This window comes from Aureispira anguillae (genome assembly GCF_026000115.1).
GTDB lineage: Bacteria > Bacteroidota > Bacteroidia > Chitinophagales > Saprospiraceae > Aureispira > Aureispira anguillae.
The window spans coordinates 45,354-62,938 of record NZ_AP026867.1 but is presented as its reverse complement, the minus strand read 5'-3'; the positions used below and the strand labels follow the sequence as shown (position 1 = coordinate 62,938).

Here is a 17,585-nt window from a genome sequence, read left to right as displayed (position 1 = left end):
TTAAACCTATATTAACTTTTTTTAGAATAGTTAGCAGTTTTCATTAAAAATATACTTGAAAAGTTATAAACTAAGCATCTACTTAGCTATCGAGATAGCGCTTTTAAATAAAAATTAATTTATAATCTATATTTTTATTTTTTCTTTAAGTATTGGGTACTTTTGTATAAACCACACTACTATACCAACCAAACACCAATTCCAATGAAGTTACTGATAGTCATCACTTTATTAGCAACTCCTTTTTTAACCTTAGCACAACTTCCCCTTCCTCTAAAACTATATAAAGATGCCATTGCAATAAAAAAAGCGAAAATAAAGACAATTACCATCCAAGAAAAAAATGAAGCAAATGAATTTACGCTACATTCCGTCAAATCATTTACACCAGAAGGGAGAATTATTCAAGAAACACACTATGTAGGCAGCCCAACAATTGATTCTTATCAATACAATGCTTCGGGGATGCTAACCCATCTGATCAAAACACTTAAAGATGGAACAATCCTAGAAAATATATCTTTTACGTATCAAGATGGCTACCTAGTTGAAGAAAAACACCAGAGTAAAACCAATGCCTATTCTGTCATTTACAAATACACCCCAACTGGTTTAATTGATACTTCTTTTATTAGCAGTACAGAATCACAAATGAAAATATGGCACTACAACAAGGAAAAAAAGCTTAGTGCACTACTCTTATTTTCGCATTCAACAATAGATAGCGACAAAGAGTGGATACAGAACTCTAGAGAGGTTTTTTATTACAACAAAAAGAAATTGCTGTATAAAACAGCTTCCTGCTTTTGTCGTCTATGCTTCAGCAATATTTATCATTACAACAAAAAGAAACAGCTAATCGGTATTTCAGAATATCAAAACGAGGATCTATTAAGCAAATCAACTATAGAGTACAACAAAAAAAAGTTAATTGCTCAAAAATCGTTTGACACCTATAATCAGGAAACCGAAAGCATCACAAGAAGCCATTTCGAAATTTTTGAATATACATTTTATTAGTTTTCACAAAAAAGAACTAAGTACACTGTAACAAAAGTGATGGATGATTTTTGCAGCGAATTTGAGATGAGATTCGATGACAATTACAGCCTGATGGCAATGTTATCAAAGCGAAAAGTTGAAAGTGCTTAGAAGGTTTTGTTACAGTGTAGTATTTCTACTGAGGTATACCTTAAAACCAATCTCACTTTAATCTCCCCAAAATAAAAAGACAGAACAAGTACCTAAATAAAGTCTTGTTCTGTCTCTGTTGGCTCCTCCAAGATGCTTAAAAATGTAAGCCCCAGAGTTTCATTATTTTGTATAATACTCCGTTAATGTTTGTAATGGCAAACGATTAAATACCTCTATTAATTAGAGTTGTTTTCCTTTTATTGCATCCGCAATATTAATGTCTAACGCTCGATGTGCCAATGGAGTAGTATATTCATTCAAATCTTCCATTTGTTTATGAATCAAATCTTTGTCCGTTCCTTTAGTGGCTTTTTCTAACTCTAGCACCAGAGAAGTTGTGATATTAGTCTCTTCCTCTGTTAAAATTGCAGCATTTTGTTTCAAAAATTTGCGGGCGGACAAGACTACATTTTGAGCTTCTGTACGGGCTTCAATCAAAGCCCGAACGGCCATATCCCCTTTAGCATTCTGGATAGAATCCAACAACATTCTCCCCATCTCTTCCTCAGAAATACCATAAGGAGAACGCATCTCTACCGTTTGTTCTACTCCCGAACGCAATTCTTTAGCACGAACTTTTAGAATACCATCCGCATTGAGCAAAAAGTGAATTTCAATCTTAGGAAGCCCCGCAGCCATTGGAGGGATTCCTCGAAGCACAAATTCACCCAATTTTCGGTTGTCAGCAACCAAATCTCGCTCTCCTTGATAAACGGCAACCTTTAGATTTTTTTGACCATCTATAGAAGTTGTGTATTGACGCCCAGCCTTGATAGGCACCTTGGTATTTCGAGCGATAATCGTATCCATTAGCCCCCCAACCGTTTCTATTCCCAAAGACAAAGGAGTAACATCTAACAATAAAATATCTTTGTTATTGCCCGCCAAAATATCAGCTTGAACAGCAGCTCCCATCGCCACTACTTCATCTGGATTTAAGGTATTATTTAGCTTTTTCTGAAAAAAGTTAGCAATGGTATTCTGTACAATGCACATGCGAGTAGAGCCCCCCACCATGATTACTTCATCAATATCTTCTATAGCTAATGCTGCATCTTTCAACGCATTCTTACAAGCAACTAATGTGCGTTCTACCAAAGGAGTAACCAAATTTTCAAAATTTGCCTTTGTCATGCGGCAAGAGACCCCTGCCACCTCTATTTCAAACGCTTCTGTGTGCGTAAATGCTTTTTTTGCTTCTTCTGCTGCCAACCTCAGTTCTTGACTCAAAGAAGGATTCTCATTGATTTCAAAACCATGTTCTTTGATCCAATAATCCTGAATTGCTTTATCAAAATCATCTCCTCCCAAAAAGGTATCCCCATTTGTAGACAAGACCTCAAAGATTCCATGTTCAATTTTAAGAATAGAAATATCAAAGGTTCCCCCTCCCAAATCATAAACGGCCACTGTTTGTGTCATCTCATTGTCCAAACCAATTCCATAAGCCAAACTTGCTGCTGTTGGTTCATTCACAATTCGCAAAACATCCAAGCCTGCTAATTTCCCTGCATCTCTAGTGGCTTGGCGTTGAGCATCATTAAAATAAGCAGGGACTGTAATTACAGCACGGTCAACCTCAGTTCCCAATGTTTTTTCGATACGGCGTTTTAGCTGTCTTAAAATTTGGGAAGATAACTCTGTCGGTGTATAAAACTTATCCTTGATTCGAACCTTGACTAAGCTACTATCAATTTCATTGTCTATGATTTGATACGAGAAGAAACGTTTATAGTCCTCTACATCTTGATACGACTTTCCCATCAAGCGTTTGATAGAAAATATGGTATTCTCTGGATCGGTCACCAACTTCTCTATAGCATCTTGCCCAACAATGATAGAATCAGCTCGTTCAAAATGTATAATGGATGGTACCAAGGCATTTTTGCCAATATGGTCTGTTACCACAACAGGTTTGCCATCCGACATATAAGCGACTAGACTATTGGTCGTTCCTAAATCAATACCTATAATTACATTTTCTTGGGGCTTCTCTACCTTTTTTAAGGTTCCCTTAGTTAAGTCGATAGGAATTTTTGCCATGCTCTTGTATATCTATTGTTATAATTTTCGCTTTTTTGACAATGGGAGTTTGTGGACTATTAAGCTGCTTCTACTCTTTTATGACTATTTTAGTATAGTGCGAGCGGTATAGCACACATCACATCAAAAAAACATAATTTTTAATTATCTACTTTTTTATTTGCTAATTAATTCAGCTATAACGCTCCTCTGCTTTTCATCCAACTACCTAGCGATCAACAACCTTATCATAATCATTTTGAGTCCTTTTGAAGGAAAAAAATAAAAATGAATCAACCATTCTCTTTATAGTAAGACAACTATTTCGTACATTTTGTTGCCGTTTTAATTATCAAAGCACAAAAGTACTAAGAACAGATTGGATTTTAAACCTATGAACTAAAAAACAATCGTTTTGGCAAAAACTAATCGTTTAGTATTTTCAATTAACGCCTAAATAAAAGTAAAACTCCTTTCAGGTGGAAAAAGAAAAATCGTTTGTTTTTTTAATTTTTTTTTATTAAATTTACCCGAATTCTTAAAGTCCATCTTTTGAAGGTGTTCTTTGTTTATCATTCATTTAATTCATGTTTTCCCGATTCCTAACCTTTTAAGTCTAAAAACACTGTGGCATTTAAAATTACACTTAAACTTAAGGCAGAACAAATAAAAAATAGAAGTATTGATGTTAGCTTCCTAGATAAGTACTATAAAGGTTTGCAACAGCTTCTTATCCAGAATACCAATGTAGAAACGACAACAGATTATTTTTTCTGTGAGAATTTTATGGATGGGAAAGACCTTTTAGTAATGGGAGACCAAACAGAAGGTCACAAAAAGGTATTTAAGGCTGCTGGAAAAGGAAATGAGGGCTTTGATAAATCAAAAATCTCAATGGGATCTTGTTTTATCTTAGAAGAAAAGGATAAAAAAATATTGTGCATTCAAGCCAATAACTCTTTGGCGAAAGGCAAAAAAGCACCGATCCTTAAAGCATTAAAAAAAATGCAGCGCTCTTTTATGAAACAAATTCATGAAGTGCGTTGGCTCAATGCTCCGTTGATGGTTGATGCTCAGGACCCATCTAAGGTGGAATCTGCTACTCCTGCGGCGGCAGCGGCAGCGGCGGCTGAAAGTGCCAATGACACAACAACTGCTCAAGCCCCTCAGATCAGTACCGATGAAGTCGTAAAAAAAGCGAAGGACATCAAAAGAGGGCTTGAAAAATTAGTTAACGATGTTATCCCCCGTTACAAAAAACGCCACGCAACAGCCAATGATGCTGCCTTTGTGAACGCTTTGCGCAAAGCGGGGCTTATCTTTTTGACTAATTTAACGCAAACCGATGCTGCTACCAGTAAAAAATTTGCTTCTCAAAAGAAAATTTTAGAAAAGGGAATTCCTAAATGGAAAAAATTAGAAACAGCTATTCATTCGCAAAAAACAAGAAATGAGACCTCGGCTGCAATAAAACAGTCGCTCCATAAAGTTGTAAAACGGATGAATGAGACTCGTTCTGAAATAAAAGAAATATTAAAACGTGTTGACCTCAAAACACTTGGATAATCAAATACATACTTTGCTTTTGTTTACAATTCTAACATAAGGCATTTATTCTTAAACATTCACGCTAAAAAATATATCATGAAATTAAAAGATCTATCAAAAAAAACGGCTGTCTTATCCAAAGCATTTGGAATTGATGGTTCTGCCTTATCTTATATATTAGAACTTCTAGAAAAAGGTAAAATTGCTAAACCAGGGAAGTTGTTCAAAGATTCGGCTCCAAAACTTGATGTAAAAGGACTTAAGCCTTTTGTTTATCTAAACATGGGGCAAAAAAATTACTTTTTCTACGGTACTTCTTTTCCGTTGGGATCTGATTTAAGTGCTGCACTTACCACCGCCCAAAAAACATTAAGCAAAACAACTAAAGAGGCTGATAAAGAAAATTTAGAAGCTCAAATCCTATTCTTAGAAGAGCTAGAAAAAACAGCTAAAAAATCCAAAGGTTATGCCTTTGGTAGCATTCGCTTTGCTAGATTGGACGAGGCTACTAAGGAGTGTTTCATGGCGGTAAAAACTGGCGTAAAAGTAAACGGTAAAACGAAGAAGAAGTCATTAGCTGAAGATATTAAAAATATTGGCTACGATCTTTTAGCTAAGAGTGGACATATTTTAAGATTTGAAACTGTAACTGACGAGGAAGAGACTCCAGCTCCTTCTAGCAGTACTAGTGCTCCTAGCTCTGCCTCTGAAACTTCTGATGATGCCAATGCTTTAAAAGCTACGGTAAAAACATTAGTGGGTAGTTTCAAAAACATCAAAGATGTTGCTTGGCCTGCTATAAGTAAAGCGGATGCTAAATCAAAAGTTAAAGCTGTTATTGGCTGTTGGGATGAAATTCAAGCCTTACTCCCTCAAATAGCTGATTTTATAAAGAATGCTGACGGTAATTCGTCTTTGACAAAAGAATTAGAAGCCGTTAAGAAAATCAACACCAACCTAGAAGGTTATGCAACTAAATTGAAACCTACTGTTGAATCTATCAAAGCGAAACAAGGGGAAAAATCTAATGCTGCTCTAGATTCTATTTCTGCCGATATTAATGCTAAAATTGCTGAATTATTAGGTAGCTTTGATTCTGAAATTGCTTCTATTGATGGTTTAAAAGCAAAACTAGAAGGGCTTAAATCTCTTGCTTAAAAAGATCAACTAATAGTACTCTTTTCTGTACTAAGCAGTTGTTAAAAATAAAATGGGCTGTCTTCTCTTTAGAGGGCAGCCTTTTATATATCTATATCTAAGCTACACTTTTTCCTTTTTTTCTATTAAATTGAGTGCACAAGTAATCAAAAATTAGATACAACCAATGATGACGATTAAGACCAATTATGTTGATATACCCAACAAAAAAATATTTGCTGCAGAGATCAAAATTCAAAAGGATCGAATTGTTGCAGTAACTCCTATCCATGAAGTAGTAAAGGGCTATGCAATACCTGGATTTGTAGACGCTCATGTTCATATAGAAAGCTCTATGCTCATCCCATCCGAGTTTGCCCGCTTGGCTGTGATTCATGGTTCAGTAGGTACCGTTTCTGATCCTCATGAAATTGCTAATGTAATGGGACTAGAGGGGGTATATTATATGATAAACAATGGGAAGAAAGTGCCTTTTAAGTTTAATTTTGGTGCTCCTTCTTGCGTTCCTGCTACTAGTTTTGAAACCGCAGGAGCCGAAATTGACGTAGAGGGAATCAAAGAATTAATGGCCAGTTCTGATATTAAATATATGGCAGAAATGATGAATTATCCTGGCGTTATTTTTCAAGACCCCATGGTAATGGCCAAATTAGATGCTGCAAAAGCCAGCGGTAAACCCATTGATGGACATGCTCCTGGTGTCCGTGGTGAGGATATACGAAAATATATCGGAGCAGGCATTAGCACCGATCATGAGTGTTTCGCCTTAGAGGAAGCATTAGAAAAACTGAGCTTAGGAATGAAAGTAATCATTAGAGAAGGCTCTGCTGCTAAAAACTTTGATACGTTAATTTCTATTCTACCTGAACATACCGCTAATGTTATGTTTTGTTCGGATGATAAGCACCCTGATGATTTAATGCTTGGGCACATCAACCAGTTGGCCGCACGAGCAATTGCCAAAGGAGTGCCGCTCTTTGATGTATTGCAAGTAGCCTGCGTTAATCCTGTACAACATTATAAACTTGATATTGGACTGTTGCAGGTTGGTGATTTTGCCGATTTTGCGATCGTTGAAGATTTGGAACATTTTAAAGTATTGGCTACTTATATTAATGGGGAACTGGTTGCTCAAAATGGTCAATCAATGATCGAACGAGTTAATGAAGTTACCATCAATAATTTTGATACTCCATTAAAAAAACCTGCTGATTTTGCCATCGCTCCTCAAACGCCTAATTTACATGTTATTCAGGCAATAGATGGAGAACTTATTACAAAAAGCTTTGAAAGCTTAGCTAAAGTAGAACAAAATAATGTCGTTTCTGATATAGAAAAGGACGTACTCAAAATGGTCGTTGTAAATCGCTATGCTAATACGCCTCCAGCCATTGCTTTTATCAATGGATTCGAACTAAAAACAGGTGCTTTGGCTTCCTGTGTAGGACATGATTCTCATAATATAATTGCAGTAGGAACGGATGATGATGCCATTTGTAGAGCGGTCAACTTAATTATCGAAAACAAAGGCGGCATATCAGCAGTCGATGAAAAGCAAACTCACGTTCTTCCTTTGCCTGTTGCGGGGATTATGTCTACAGATGAGGGAACCACAGTAGCCGAATCCTATTCCACCATTGATTTATTCAGCAAAGAACGGTTAGGTTGTCAACTTAGAGCACCATTTATGACACTTTCTTTTATGGCTCTGTTGGTTATTCCTAGATTAAAATTAAGCGACAAAGGTTTATTTGATGGGGGAGATTTTAAATTTACTCCTTTATTTGTATAAAAACGATTCAAAAATCTTAGTGCGAGGAGCAGGGTTCTTGAACCAATTGCTCCTTCTTTTTTTTATTATCCCAACCAAACTTAAGAATAAAAAAAGCGCCAATAAGAGCAGGTAATACAACATTAATTAACCACAAACCAAAGGTAGATGCGAGAATAGCCGTTGAAGCATGACTGGATACGGTTAAATAACCAAAAATCAATAGAGCTAAATTTCCTCTTGCTAATAAGCCCGTTGAAGGAGGCAAGGGTATTCCTGTTTGTAATAAATAAACAATCTGTATTCCTAAAAAGGTTGAAATAATTCCTGCTTCGAAACCAAAAAAGTAAAGCAAACATAAGTATTGAAAAGAGTAAATTAAATACCGAGTAGAGGAATATACCAATGCAATTAATAACTCTTGGTTCGTATAAGGTTGTCCCAATGATTGTTGCATTTGTCCTGCCCATTTTTTTGTCCATCGAAAACGTAAACAAAAATTGACTAAAACAGGTAAGTTAAAGTAAACAAGTAGAAGAATCAGAAAAATTAATAGCCCAAGTGTTATTAAAATCCCTAACACCATGTTACTGACAGGAATAAATCCCCAATAAAAAGTCGCAATCATTGCCCACCAACCTCCTACCACCAAAACAATCCATTGGCTTGAAGCGCCAACCATAATAGCAAAAATAGCCATCAACCGCTTTTCTTTGGACACCATCATTATGCGCCCCCCATACTCCCCTACTCGATTGGGAGTAAACAAAGAAAAGGTCAAACCAACTAAAACAATCCTTAGGGCTTCGCCTAAGGTGATTGGTTCTATTTTTTGCATTAGCCAACGCCACTTTTGAGTTTCAAAAAACCAATTCAACGGCATCAATACCAATACAAGCATTATTAATGGAATATTTTGCCAAGACATCCTTGCCACAAACTCTTCTACTAGCTTTTGAATTGTTATATCTTCCCGACCAAAAATCTGATGATACAAAATGAAGGATAAAACTATTACAATTGTTAGTTTTAATAATAATGCAAAAAATTTATGCTGTATGAGTGACTTTAGAGAAAAGCCCTTATCTTTAATAGTTAGCGTTCGTGTAATATTTGTAAGCATAGTGCAAATTTACAAGAAAATATGAAGGTTCTCAATGGAATAGTTTATCATTTCTTTTTTTCTTCTTCATTAAATTTTATTAGTCCACATAAAAGCACCTTTGATTATCCACCCAATAAAGAACGAAAACAACAAAAAAGCAAAACTCCACGAGTATTAATTCCTATAACGTTGTATCTTCCCCTTTTAGTCGATCTATTGACAAAAAAATAGATGAACGAATAGTAATTTAACGAATAGTAATAATGAATAAAACACCAAAGATAATATTGGGCATTGACCCTGGCAGTAATATATTGGGGTATGCCTTTATACAAGTAATCGGTAAGAAAAAACCACGCCTTATTAGTATGGGCGTTTTGGATATGCGTCAATATGATAATCACGGTCAAAAACTAGCCCATATCTTTACAGAATTGCAACAATTAATCAAATTATATCAACCAACTGCTGCTGCTATTGAAGCGCCCTTTTATGGAAAAAATGTGCAATCTATGCTAAAACTAGGTCGAGCACAGGGGGTAGCAATGGTTGCGGTATCCGAAAAAGGAATTTTAATTGAAGAATATTCTCCTCGTAGCATCAAAAAAGCCGTTACAGGGAATGGTAACGCTTCCAAAGAACAGGTAGCTCGAATGCTTCCCCATGTTATTGAAGGGCAAATTGATGCTGCTACACTTGATGCTACGGATGCACTAGGAGTCGCCTTTTGTCATCATATTCAAACTCAAGGGCTTGGTTTAGGACAAAAAAAATACAACGATTGGAGTAGTTTCATAAAGGACAATCCTAATAAAAAAGCAAAATTGTAAATGGTTCAATAAGCTAAGGGCGTTTTATTCTAGTACTAGTCTCATCCAATAATAAAGCTCCAAGTAGATCAAAAAAATTGCAACTTAATACGCTACTAAAGCCTACTATCGATGTTCAAGCACTCTTTTATAATACTCAAAAAAGCAGACACATTAAGTAGTAGACAAATGATCTCACCCAATACACCCAAAAACCACAACAAGCTAACAATCAACAATATACAACCAGAGCTACAAAAAAAAAATGTAATCTATTGGTATAGTTTTTTGTCCTTGCTAAAAATAAAGTGTATTTTTGTAGGCTACCTCTAGAGAACCAATTGAACATTAACCTTCTTTGAAAGCTCTAGCATCCCTAAAAGAGTTAGATTAGCAAAATATAATGGACGAAAAAAAGAATTTCACAAAGAAATACACTAAAAAAACCAACTCTTATTCAGAGCATGGAAAAGTACAACCTCAGGCAACTAACCTAGAAGAAGCTGTCTTGGGGGCATTGATGCTTGATAAGGATGCGGTAGCACTTATTATTGATATTCTACGTCCTGCCTCTTTTTATAAAGAAGCTCACCAACATATTTACAAAGCAATTTGTGTTCTATTCGAAAAAAGTCATCCGATTGACCTTTTGACTGTAACAGAGGAACTCAAAAAAATGGGCAAACTTGAAATGGTGGGTGGCCCTTATCAGTTGGTAGAATTAACCAATCGAGTCGCTTCTTCTGCTAATATTGAATTTCATGCTCGAATTATTGCTCAGAAATTTATCCAACGAGAACTAATTCGTACCTCAACCGAAACCATCAAATCGGCTTATGAAGATACTGTTGACGTATTTGATTTATTGGATAGTGCGGAACAAAATCTCTTTAATATTACAGAACAGAACTTAAGCCGTGGTTCATTAGGAATGAGTACCTTGGTTAATATGGCTGTTAAGCAATTAGAAGAAATGAGTGGCAAAGAAGAGGGCTTAACAGGGGTTCCTACAGGTTTTGTAAACTTGGATAAATTAACCTCAGGTTGGCAGCCTTCTGATTTGATTATTATTGCTGCTCGACCTGGTATGGGAAAATGTCTAGCCAAAGGAACCAAGGTTTTAATGTACGATGGTCGTGTCCAAAAGGTCGAAGATGTTGTAGCAGGCGATTTGCTAATGGGCGATGATTCGACTCCTCGCAAAGTATGTTCTATTGCTCGTGGCAAAGAAAAAATGTATTGGATTCACCAGAACAAAGGCATTAGTTATCGAGTTAATGAGAGTCATATTTTATCCCTTAAGTGCACCAATCCTAATGGAAAGGATAAAAAGGGAGCGATCCTAAACATCTCTGTTCGAGATTGGTTAACTAAGTCTGCTGCCTTTCAATCTAATTATAAAGGGTATAAAGTTGCAGTTGAGTTTCCGACTCAAGATACGCTCCTTCCGCCCTATTTTATTGGCTTATGGCTAGGAAAAGACAAGGCTACCTTGCCCAAAAAGAAAATGGCTGATTATTGGCAACAATTTGCCAAGCAACAACAATTGCTAACCAATACCTATGATTCAACAGATCAAGACCTGAATCATACCTTGGAAGGGAATCCAAATAGCGATGTTACTTGTCAATTAACACAACAGCTCCAACAGCTCAATCTTATTGATAATAACCATATCCCTCAATCATTTTTAATCAATTCTACCCAAAAACGACTTGATCTATTAGCGGGGCTAATTGATAGTTGTGGGCAGTGCTTAGTCCAAGCTAGTGCTTATAAAATTAGCCTAACGAACGAAAATTTAGCTCAACAAATTAAATTTTTGTGCGACTCTCTAGGCTTTAGAACGATATTGAATGAAACTAGCATCAACATCTATGGAGCTATTAGTAGCATTCCTACTAAAATTACTAAGCATACAGCCTCTCCTTGGGAGGCAACTATAGATTGGCAAGCTACTGATATTACTGTAGTAGAAGATGTCGTAGATAATTATTATGGGTTTACGCTAGACAAAAATAATTTATTTTTATTAGAGGATATGACCGTTACGCATAATACCTCTTTTACAATGGCTGTAGCTAGAAATGCTGCTATTGATTTTAACAAAGGAGTCGCTTTTTTCTCTTTGGAGATGTCCTCTTTGCAATTAGTCAATCGTCTAATCTCTATGGAAACAGAAATTCCCTCCGAAAAACTTCGTAAAGGGCAATTGGAAGATTACGAATGGCAACAACTGCATGCTCAAGTAGACAAATTGAGTAACGTACCTCTTTTTATTGATGATACGCCTGGTATTAGTATTTTCGAATTGCGTGCTAAATGTCGTCGTCTAAAAATGCAGCATGATATCCAAATGGTTATCATTGATTACTTGCAGTTGATGACTGGAGGTGGGGATAACAAAGGAAATCGTGAGCAAGAGATTTCGATGATTTCACGTGGTCTCAAAGGATTGGCAAAGGAATTAAATGTTCCTGTTATTGCCTTATCCCAATTATCTCGTGCGGTAGAAACTCGTGGGGGATCCAAACGACCTCAGTTATCTGATTTAAGGGAATCTGGAGCGATTGAGCAAGATGCTGATATTGTATCGTTCATCTATCGTCCTGAGTATTATCAGATATTGGAAGATGAAGAAGGAAATTCACTCAAAGGAATTGGCGAGATTATTGTTGCTAAACATCGAAATGGAGCACTAGATTCTGTTCGTTTGAAATGGGATGGACAATACGCCAAATTCTCAAACTTGGATGATGATGCCTTTACGGGCTTAGATGATTCTAGTTTCTTTGACCAAGCCAATAACCAGTTGAGTGGCGAAACTTTTTCTTCTAAAATGAATGAAGCCAATGGCAATGATACAGGTATCGATGATGTTCCTTTTTAGTACCTTATATCAATTTCTTATCATATCGTTCTATCTAAATTAGCATTTTATTTGTCCTTATAAAATGACCTAATATAGCGGGCTATTTATGATGTTTACATAATTCTCATCCTTTGAATTGTATTTTTTGGTTGATTTTTTTGATAAAATCTATTAAAAAGACTTTATTTGCAGTCTATAATACTTTGGAGGATAAGGGTATTTTTTTAGCATTACTTATATTTTTTATTTATATTTGAATATAATTCAACGAGTTCCTAACATATCATTATACCCTCGATATTGATATTTTATAAAACACCTCAACATCCCCAATTTAGTCCTAAAAAATAATCAAATAGCTTTTCTTTTAGAAGGTTGTTATGACATAATATCGCTAAGTAGTATATAAAGACACTATTTTGGCTGTATTTGTTATGTTAACTACCAAAACAATTAACACATGACAGTTAATAAAATTAAGAGTTTTTGGAATGAACGCTGGGCAAAAGTAATTACTAGGACTCCTACCAAACAAAAAGAATACTACTTTTCTGACTATGGAAGGGTAAAAAGTATTGACAAAATTAATCAAGCAGAACAACTCTTAAAAGGTTCTAAAACGGTTCAAGGTTTTATGCTCTTAAACCTAAGACTCCAAGGAAACTCTACTCAAGGTTGTTATATCCACAAGTTAGTGGCTGAGGAGTTTTGTCCCAAACAAAATGAAGATCAAAAATTTGTTGTTCATTTAGATCAAGATAATCTCAACAATCATTATCAAAATCTAAAATGGATGACACAACGAGAAATGACGGATTTTCAGATTGAGAATGGAGTTTACGATCCAAAAAACAGAAAACCATCTCCATTAAACAAAATGAATCCTACACGGGTTAAGTTGCTGAAACAACGTTTAAAAGAAGGAAAAACAAAAAAACAGATTTTGGCAAAAAACTTCAATATTACAATGGCTCAATTAAGAAAAATTGAGAAAGGAATTGACTGGGGCTATATTACCTTAGACGATGACGAATAGATCCTAAAAATGGAAAAAGTGCAACAAATGGAATGTAAGAACATTCTAAGCCTTCAACTGTCCTATAGTCAAAAAAAAAAAAGGATAATTGTTATAAAAAAATGAAAAAATGCACTTTAATAAGCCTTATTCACTTTTTATTTTATTTTTGCTACGTTCTATTTTTTAATAAGGCTACGCTCCTACTGCGTGGTGTAATTATTTATTTCGAACCTGTATGCTCTTAAAAGGAATATCTTTGGGTAGAGAAATGGGTTCGTAACTCAACTATACAATGAGCAAAACAGCATTAATAACAGGAATAAATGGGCAGGACGGTTCTTACTTAGCCGAATTTTTGATTGAAAAAGGATATACCGTTTGGGGTATATTAAAGCGTAATTCTGTTGCAGAAAATCAAACCTACCGCATTGATCAAATTAGAAATCATCCCAACCTAAAATTAGTCTATGGAGATTTGATTGATCTAGCATCATTGGTCAACGTATTGCAACAAGCACAACCCGATGAGATTTACAATTTAGCCGCACAGTCTCATGTCCGTATTAGTTTTGACCAACCAATTTATACCGCTCAAGTTACAGCGATTGGAACCTTAAATTTGTTGGAGGCGATGCGTTTAATTTGCCCGAAGGCTCATTTCTATCAAGCATCTTCTTCTGAAATGTTTGGGAATAACATTGATGCTGATGGTTTCCAACGCGAAACAACTCCTATGAGTCCCGTTTCGCCTTATGGATGTGCCAAAGTTTTTTCTTACAATATTTGTAACAATTACCGAAATTCTTACAATCTATTTATATCCAATGGGATTCTATTTAACCATGAATCTCCAAGACGTGGTTCTAACTTTGTAACCAATAAGGTTGCTAAAGAGGCTGCTCGTATCAAGCTAGGGTTATCGGATCAATTGGTATTGGGTAACACGCAATCAACTAGAGATTGGGGACATGCCAAAGATTATGTTCAAGCAATGTGGTTAATGATGCAACACGATAAGGCAGATAACTTTGTTTGTGCAACAGGTATTTCACATTCGGTACAATACCTAGTAGACTATGTTTTTGAATCTTTAGATTTAGATCAAAACAAATATGTAACAACTTCTGAACGCTATTTTCGCCCTGAAGAGTTGGACGATTTAAAAGGAGATAGTTCTAAAATGCGCCAAACCTTGGGTTGGGAACCTAAGTATACTTTTGAAAGTATGATGGATGAAATGGTGCAATATTGGTTGGACTTTTATTCTAAAAAATAACTATGGCAACTCGATTAATTACAGGGGGAACGGGAATGGTTGGCTCTGCGATTCGTGCCGACCTAAAAATTGGACGAAAAGATTGTGACTTAACCAATTGGAATGCAGTCAATGCTTTTTTTCAAGAGCACAAGCCCCAAGAAGTAATCCATTGTGCAGCCAAAGTAGGAGGAATATGGGGAAACATGAATTACAAAGGAGATTTCTTTAGAGAAAACATCCTCATGAATACGCACATCATTGAAGCTGCTCGTTTGCACGGTGTCCAACGCTTGGTTGCCTTTTTGTCGACCTGTGTTTTTCCCGATTCGGTAGAATACCCTCTTTCTGAAGAAAAAATTCATCTGGGACCTCCACATACCTCCAACGATGCTTATGCTTATGCCAAACGAATGACGGACATCCAGATTCGTGCTTATCGGGAACAATATGGTTTAAATTATGTTTCAGTAATTCCCACAAACATCTATGGACCTAACGATCTATTTGATTTAGAAAATGGGCATGTTGTTCCTTCTCTCATTCATCGCTGCTATTTGGCTCGTGAACAAGGCAAAGACTTAGAAGTTTGGGGCTCTGGCGCTCCTTTAAGAGAATTTATTTATGCCGAAGATGTTGCAAAATTATCTGAATGGGCATTAGAACATTATGAAGAGGCGGAACCTATTATTTTTTCTACTTCAGAAGAAACTAGTATCAAAACGCTAGTTGAAATGGTAGCTGAATTATTGAGGTTCAAAGGGAAATTAATTTGGTTAAGCGATAAGCCTGATGGGCAATACCGCAAGCCAAGCGACAATTCAAAATTGCAAAAATACCTTCCCGATTTTCAATACACGCCATTATATGAAGGGCTAAAAAAGACCGTAGAATGGTTTGAGACCAACTATCCTAATATACGCCAATAGCTTTATCCAATTCTGGAGGTTTGAACATATTTATCCACCTATGTTCAAATCTCCTACCTTGGTATAATTACCGAATAGAGCCTCGCTTTAAGGCTTTAAGGCTAATCAGAAAATGCTGCCAAATGGTTGGAATTAGCCCAAAATGTTTTTGAAGAATGGCAAAGCGCTCTTTTAGAGAATCAACACGATGCTGAGTAGAAATCCCTCCCTCTGCAAAACGACACCAATACACTCCTGTATCTCGAACAGTCGTTGACTTTTTGAGCACTCGAATCAACCAATCAAAATCTGCAACATATCGGTAAGCTAAGTCATACTTTGGCGCTATTGTTCGTTTAATCAACATGGCTTGGTGGCTAATTGCCATTCCTTGTTTCATGGTTTTCCAAGACAATTCTCGATCATTAGGATGCGGTTTTCGGGTTTCTAAACTCCGTTCATTCCCTGCTTCATCAATCAACAGTGCTTTTCCATAAATAAAGTCCTCATATTGATGGTTTGCCATAATTAGGCTTAGAGTATTGGGCGCATAAATCTGATCGTCAGCATGCATATACCAAATATAATCCCCAGATGCATGATCGATTCCTTTGTTCATCGCATCATAAATTCCTTGATCTGGCTCACTAATCACCAGCGCAATATGCGCTCGATATTGCTCTACAATAGTGAGTGTATCGTCTTTTGATTTTCCATCGATAATGATATATTCTATATTCGGATAGTCTTGTGCGACAACGCTCTTTATTGTTTTTTCTATCGTTTCAGCTGCATTATAACAAATGGTGATAATAGAAATTTTTGGAAACTCTGGATGCATTCGTAAATGATAATTATAAATAATGCGTTCTTTGACAACTCGTGTGAAAATTTTAATTAATGGTCTTAATTATACCGTTTGGGTATTAGATTTTAGAAATTAGATCGCTTCGCTTTTAGACTATATAGGTATGAATTGCAACTATATAGTCTAAAAGCGAAACGATCTAACAACAACGTGGTCTATGCTTTAATATCCTCAAATAGAATAATATCACCTTACCGTATAATTAGTAGCACACAATTTACTTTGTGATAGAGTTGTCAAAGAACCAAATAATGTAGATTAAGATTGAGGCAAATTACAACAATAAAAACAATAAGCCAAGCTATGTTTTTATAATACTCCGCTAATTTTTTAGTTTTTAACAAAAAACATAAAAAAACACCTTGTATTAAGTTGATAATTAATACGATTTTTTAGCGGAGTAATGCTTTTAGCCAAGTGATTAAAAAAATAGCGCTTTTAATTTTCATTGTGTTAATAAGCTATACACTAAAAGACAAAATTCATTAAAAATCAACAATTTACATAACAAAAAAAACATCTTATCCTTAAAATATACTATTTTGCATCGACGAACAATGTATTAAGACTACTACGAAAAAATTGATCTTAAGATGAAAGCACCTCACCCCCAATTTATCAATGCGCTAAAGATCCTACAAAAAAGATTGGCTTCTTTTGTCCTAGAATTCAAAAAGATAGATCACCCCAAACAGCAAAAGCATTATCTAGCTTTCGCCAAAGCATCGGTCGCTACCCTAAAAATTATACAGCCAATTATAAAAGCGACAAAAGAAGTTGTGCCTAACTGCCCTCCTGAAGATATTCCTGCTTGTATCCATAAATATGATGACGCTAAAGATCCTCAGATACTCAATTCAAGAATCAATATTATCAAAAAACATAAAGAAGATTACGAAAACTATCTTTTAAATTGTTTTGGGATTCAATTGGGATGGAAAGATGGCTTGCCTAGCCCTAATGTTGGAGGAAAATTTTCATTTAGAAGGAAAAATAACCGCCTAATTATCTATACTAAGAAAATGGAAAAAATTCTAGCTTAGGACAGGTTCAAATA

At 35.7% G+C, this 17,585-nt stretch carries 13 protein-coding genes; 10 read left to right on the top strand and 3 right to left on the bottom strand.

What is annotated here, in order from left to right; translation table 11 throughout:
* Positions 1-204 precede the first annotated feature (204 nt).
* A complete protein-coding gene (locus AsAng_RS00265) occupies positions 205-1,020 on the top strand; it encodes a hypothetical protein (protein ID WP_264790760.1) in 816 nt (271 codons plus the stop codon).
* Between the two features lie 354 nt (positions 1,021-1,374).
* On the opposite strand, the gene dnaK is transcribed toward AsAng_RS00265, so the two are convergent.
* Entirely contained in the window at positions 1,375-3,237 is a 1,863-nt protein-coding gene (gene dnaK / locus AsAng_RS00260) for a molecular chaperone DnaK (protein WP_264790759.1), read from the bottom strand.
* Positions 3,238-3,843: 606 nt separating this feature from the next.
* On the opposite strand from dnaK, the gene AsAng_RS00255 reads away from it, so the two are divergent.
* The 3 genes from AsAng_RS00255 (at position 3,844) to ade (ending at position 7,714) form a co-directional block, all read left to right on the top strand.
* On the top strand, positions 3,844-4,782 hold the full coding sequence (locus AsAng_RS00255) for a hypothetical protein (RefSeq protein ID WP_264790758.1): 939 nt from the start codon (positions 3,844-3,846) through the stop codon (positions 4,780-4,782).
* Positions 4,783-4,860: 78 nt separating this feature from the next.
* Entirely contained in the window at positions 4,861-5,922 is a 1,062-nt protein-coding gene (locus AsAng_RS00250) for a hypothetical protein (RefSeq protein ID WP_264790757.1), read from the top strand.
* A gap of 169 nt (positions 5,923-6,091) precedes the next feature.
* A complete protein-coding gene (gene ade / locus AsAng_RS00245) occupies positions 6,092-7,714 on the top strand; it encodes an adenine deaminase (protein WP_407655356.1) in 1,623 nt (540 codons plus the stop codon).
* Positions 7,715-7,730: 16 nt separating this feature from the next.
* Here the strand turns inward: ade and AsAng_RS00240 are convergent, their stop codons facing one another.
* Positions 7,731-8,531 (bottom strand): hypothetical protein, encoded by an 801-nt coding sequence (locus AsAng_RS00240; RefSeq protein WP_407655311.1) that lies wholly within the window; start codon positions 8,529-8,531, stop codon positions 7,731-7,733.
* 530 nt (positions 8,532-9,061) lie between these two features.
* Between AsAng_RS00240 and ruvC the strand changes: the two genes are divergently transcribed.
* From ruvC to AsAng_RS00215, 5 genes are all read left to right on the top strand, one after another.
* Positions 9,062-9,628 (top strand): crossover junction endodeoxyribonuclease RuvC, encoded by a 567-nt coding sequence (ruvC, locus tag AsAng_RS00235; protein ID WP_264790754.1) that lies wholly within the window; start codon positions 9,062-9,064, stop codon positions 9,626-9,628.
* Between the two features lie 382 nt (positions 9,629-10,010).
* Complete coding sequence (gene dnaB / locus AsAng_RS00230) at positions 10,011-12,497, top strand: replicative DNA helicase (RefSeq protein WP_264790753.1); 2,487 nt, start codon at positions 10,011-10,013, stop codon at positions 12,495-12,497.
* Positions 12,498-12,939: 442 nt separating this feature from the next.
* On the top strand, positions 12,940-13,515 hold the full coding sequence (locus tag AsAng_RS00225; protein ID WP_264790752.1) for an HNH endonuclease: 576 nt from the start codon (positions 12,940-12,942) through the stop codon (positions 13,513-13,515).
* A gap of 274 nt (positions 13,516-13,789) precedes the next feature.
* Positions 13,790-14,773, top strand: a complete 984-nt coding sequence (locus tag AsAng_RS00220; RefSeq protein ID WP_264790751.1) for a GDP-mannose 4,6-dehydratase — start codon at positions 13,790-13,792, stop codon at positions 14,771-14,773.
* A 2-nt stretch (positions 14,774-14,775) separates the two neighbouring features.
* A complete protein-coding gene (locus tag AsAng_RS00215) occupies positions 14,776-15,681 on the top strand; it encodes a GDP-L-fucose synthase family protein (protein WP_264790750.1) in 906 nt (301 codons plus the stop codon).
* Positions 15,682-15,748: 67 nt separating this feature from the next.
* Here AsAng_RS00215 and AsAng_RS00210 read toward each other — a convergent pair whose 3' ends face one another.
* Positions 15,749-16,501: a glycosyltransferase family 2 protein gene (locus AsAng_RS00210; RefSeq protein ID WP_264790749.1), complete on the bottom strand. Its 753-nt coding sequence runs from the start codon at positions 16,499-16,501 to the stop codon at positions 15,749-15,751.
* A 620-nt stretch (positions 16,502-17,121) separates the two neighbouring features.
* On the opposite strand from AsAng_RS00210, the gene AsAng_RS00205 reads away from it, so the two are divergent.
* Positions 17,122-17,571 (top strand): hypothetical protein, encoded by a 450-nt coding sequence (locus AsAng_RS00205; protein ID WP_264790748.1) that lies wholly within the window; start codon positions 17,122-17,124, stop codon positions 17,569-17,571.
* The last annotated feature ends 14 nt before the right edge of the window (positions 17,572-17,585 follow it).

Bases quoted from the DNA above. Each gene is read 5' to 3' on its own strand.
- ruvC (WP_264790754.1), top strand. From the start codon at position 9,062: ATGAATAAAACACCAAAGATAATATTGGGCATTGACCCTGGCAGTAAT.
- AsAng_RS00215 (WP_264790750.1), top strand. From the start codon at position 14,776: ATGGCAACTCGATTAATTACAGGGGGAACGGGAATGGTTGGCTCTGCG.
- AsAng_RS00265 (WP_264790760.1), top strand. From the start codon at position 205: ATGAAGTTACTGATAGTCATCACTTTATTAGCAACTCCTTTTTTAACC.
- AsAng_RS00250 (WP_264790757.1), top strand. From the start codon at position 4,861: ATGAAATTAAAAGATCTATCAAAAAAAACGGCTGTCTTATCCAAAGCA.
- AsAng_RS00225 (WP_264790752.1), top strand. From the start codon at position 12,940: ATGACAGTTAATAAAATTAAGAGTTTTTGGAATGAACGCTGGGCAAAA.
- dnaK (WP_264790759.1), bottom strand. From the start codon at position 3,237: ATGGCAAAAATTCCTATCGACTTAACTAAGGGAACCTTAAAAAAGGTA.
- AsAng_RS00205 (WP_264790748.1), top strand. From the start codon at position 17,122: ATGAAAGCACCTCACCCCCAATTTATCAATGCGCTAAAGATCCTACAA.
- AsAng_RS00210 (WP_264790749.1), bottom strand. From the start codon at position 16,501: ATGCATCCAGAGTTTCCAAAAATTTCTATTATCACCATTTGTTATAAT.
- AsAng_RS00240 (WP_407655311.1), bottom strand. From the start codon at position 8,531: ATGCAAAAAATAGAACCAATCACCTTAGGCGAAGCCCTAAGGATTGTT.
- dnaB (WP_264790753.1), top strand. From the start codon at position 10,011: ATGGACGAAAAAAAGAATTTCACAAAGAAATACACTAAAAAAACCAAC.
- ade (WP_407655356.1), top strand. From the start codon at position 6,092: ATGACGATTAAGACCAATTATGTTGATATACCCAACAAAAAAATATTT.
- AsAng_RS00220 (WP_264790751.1), top strand. From the start codon at position 13,790: ATGAGCAAAACAGCATTAATAACAGGAATAAATGGGCAGGACGGTTCT.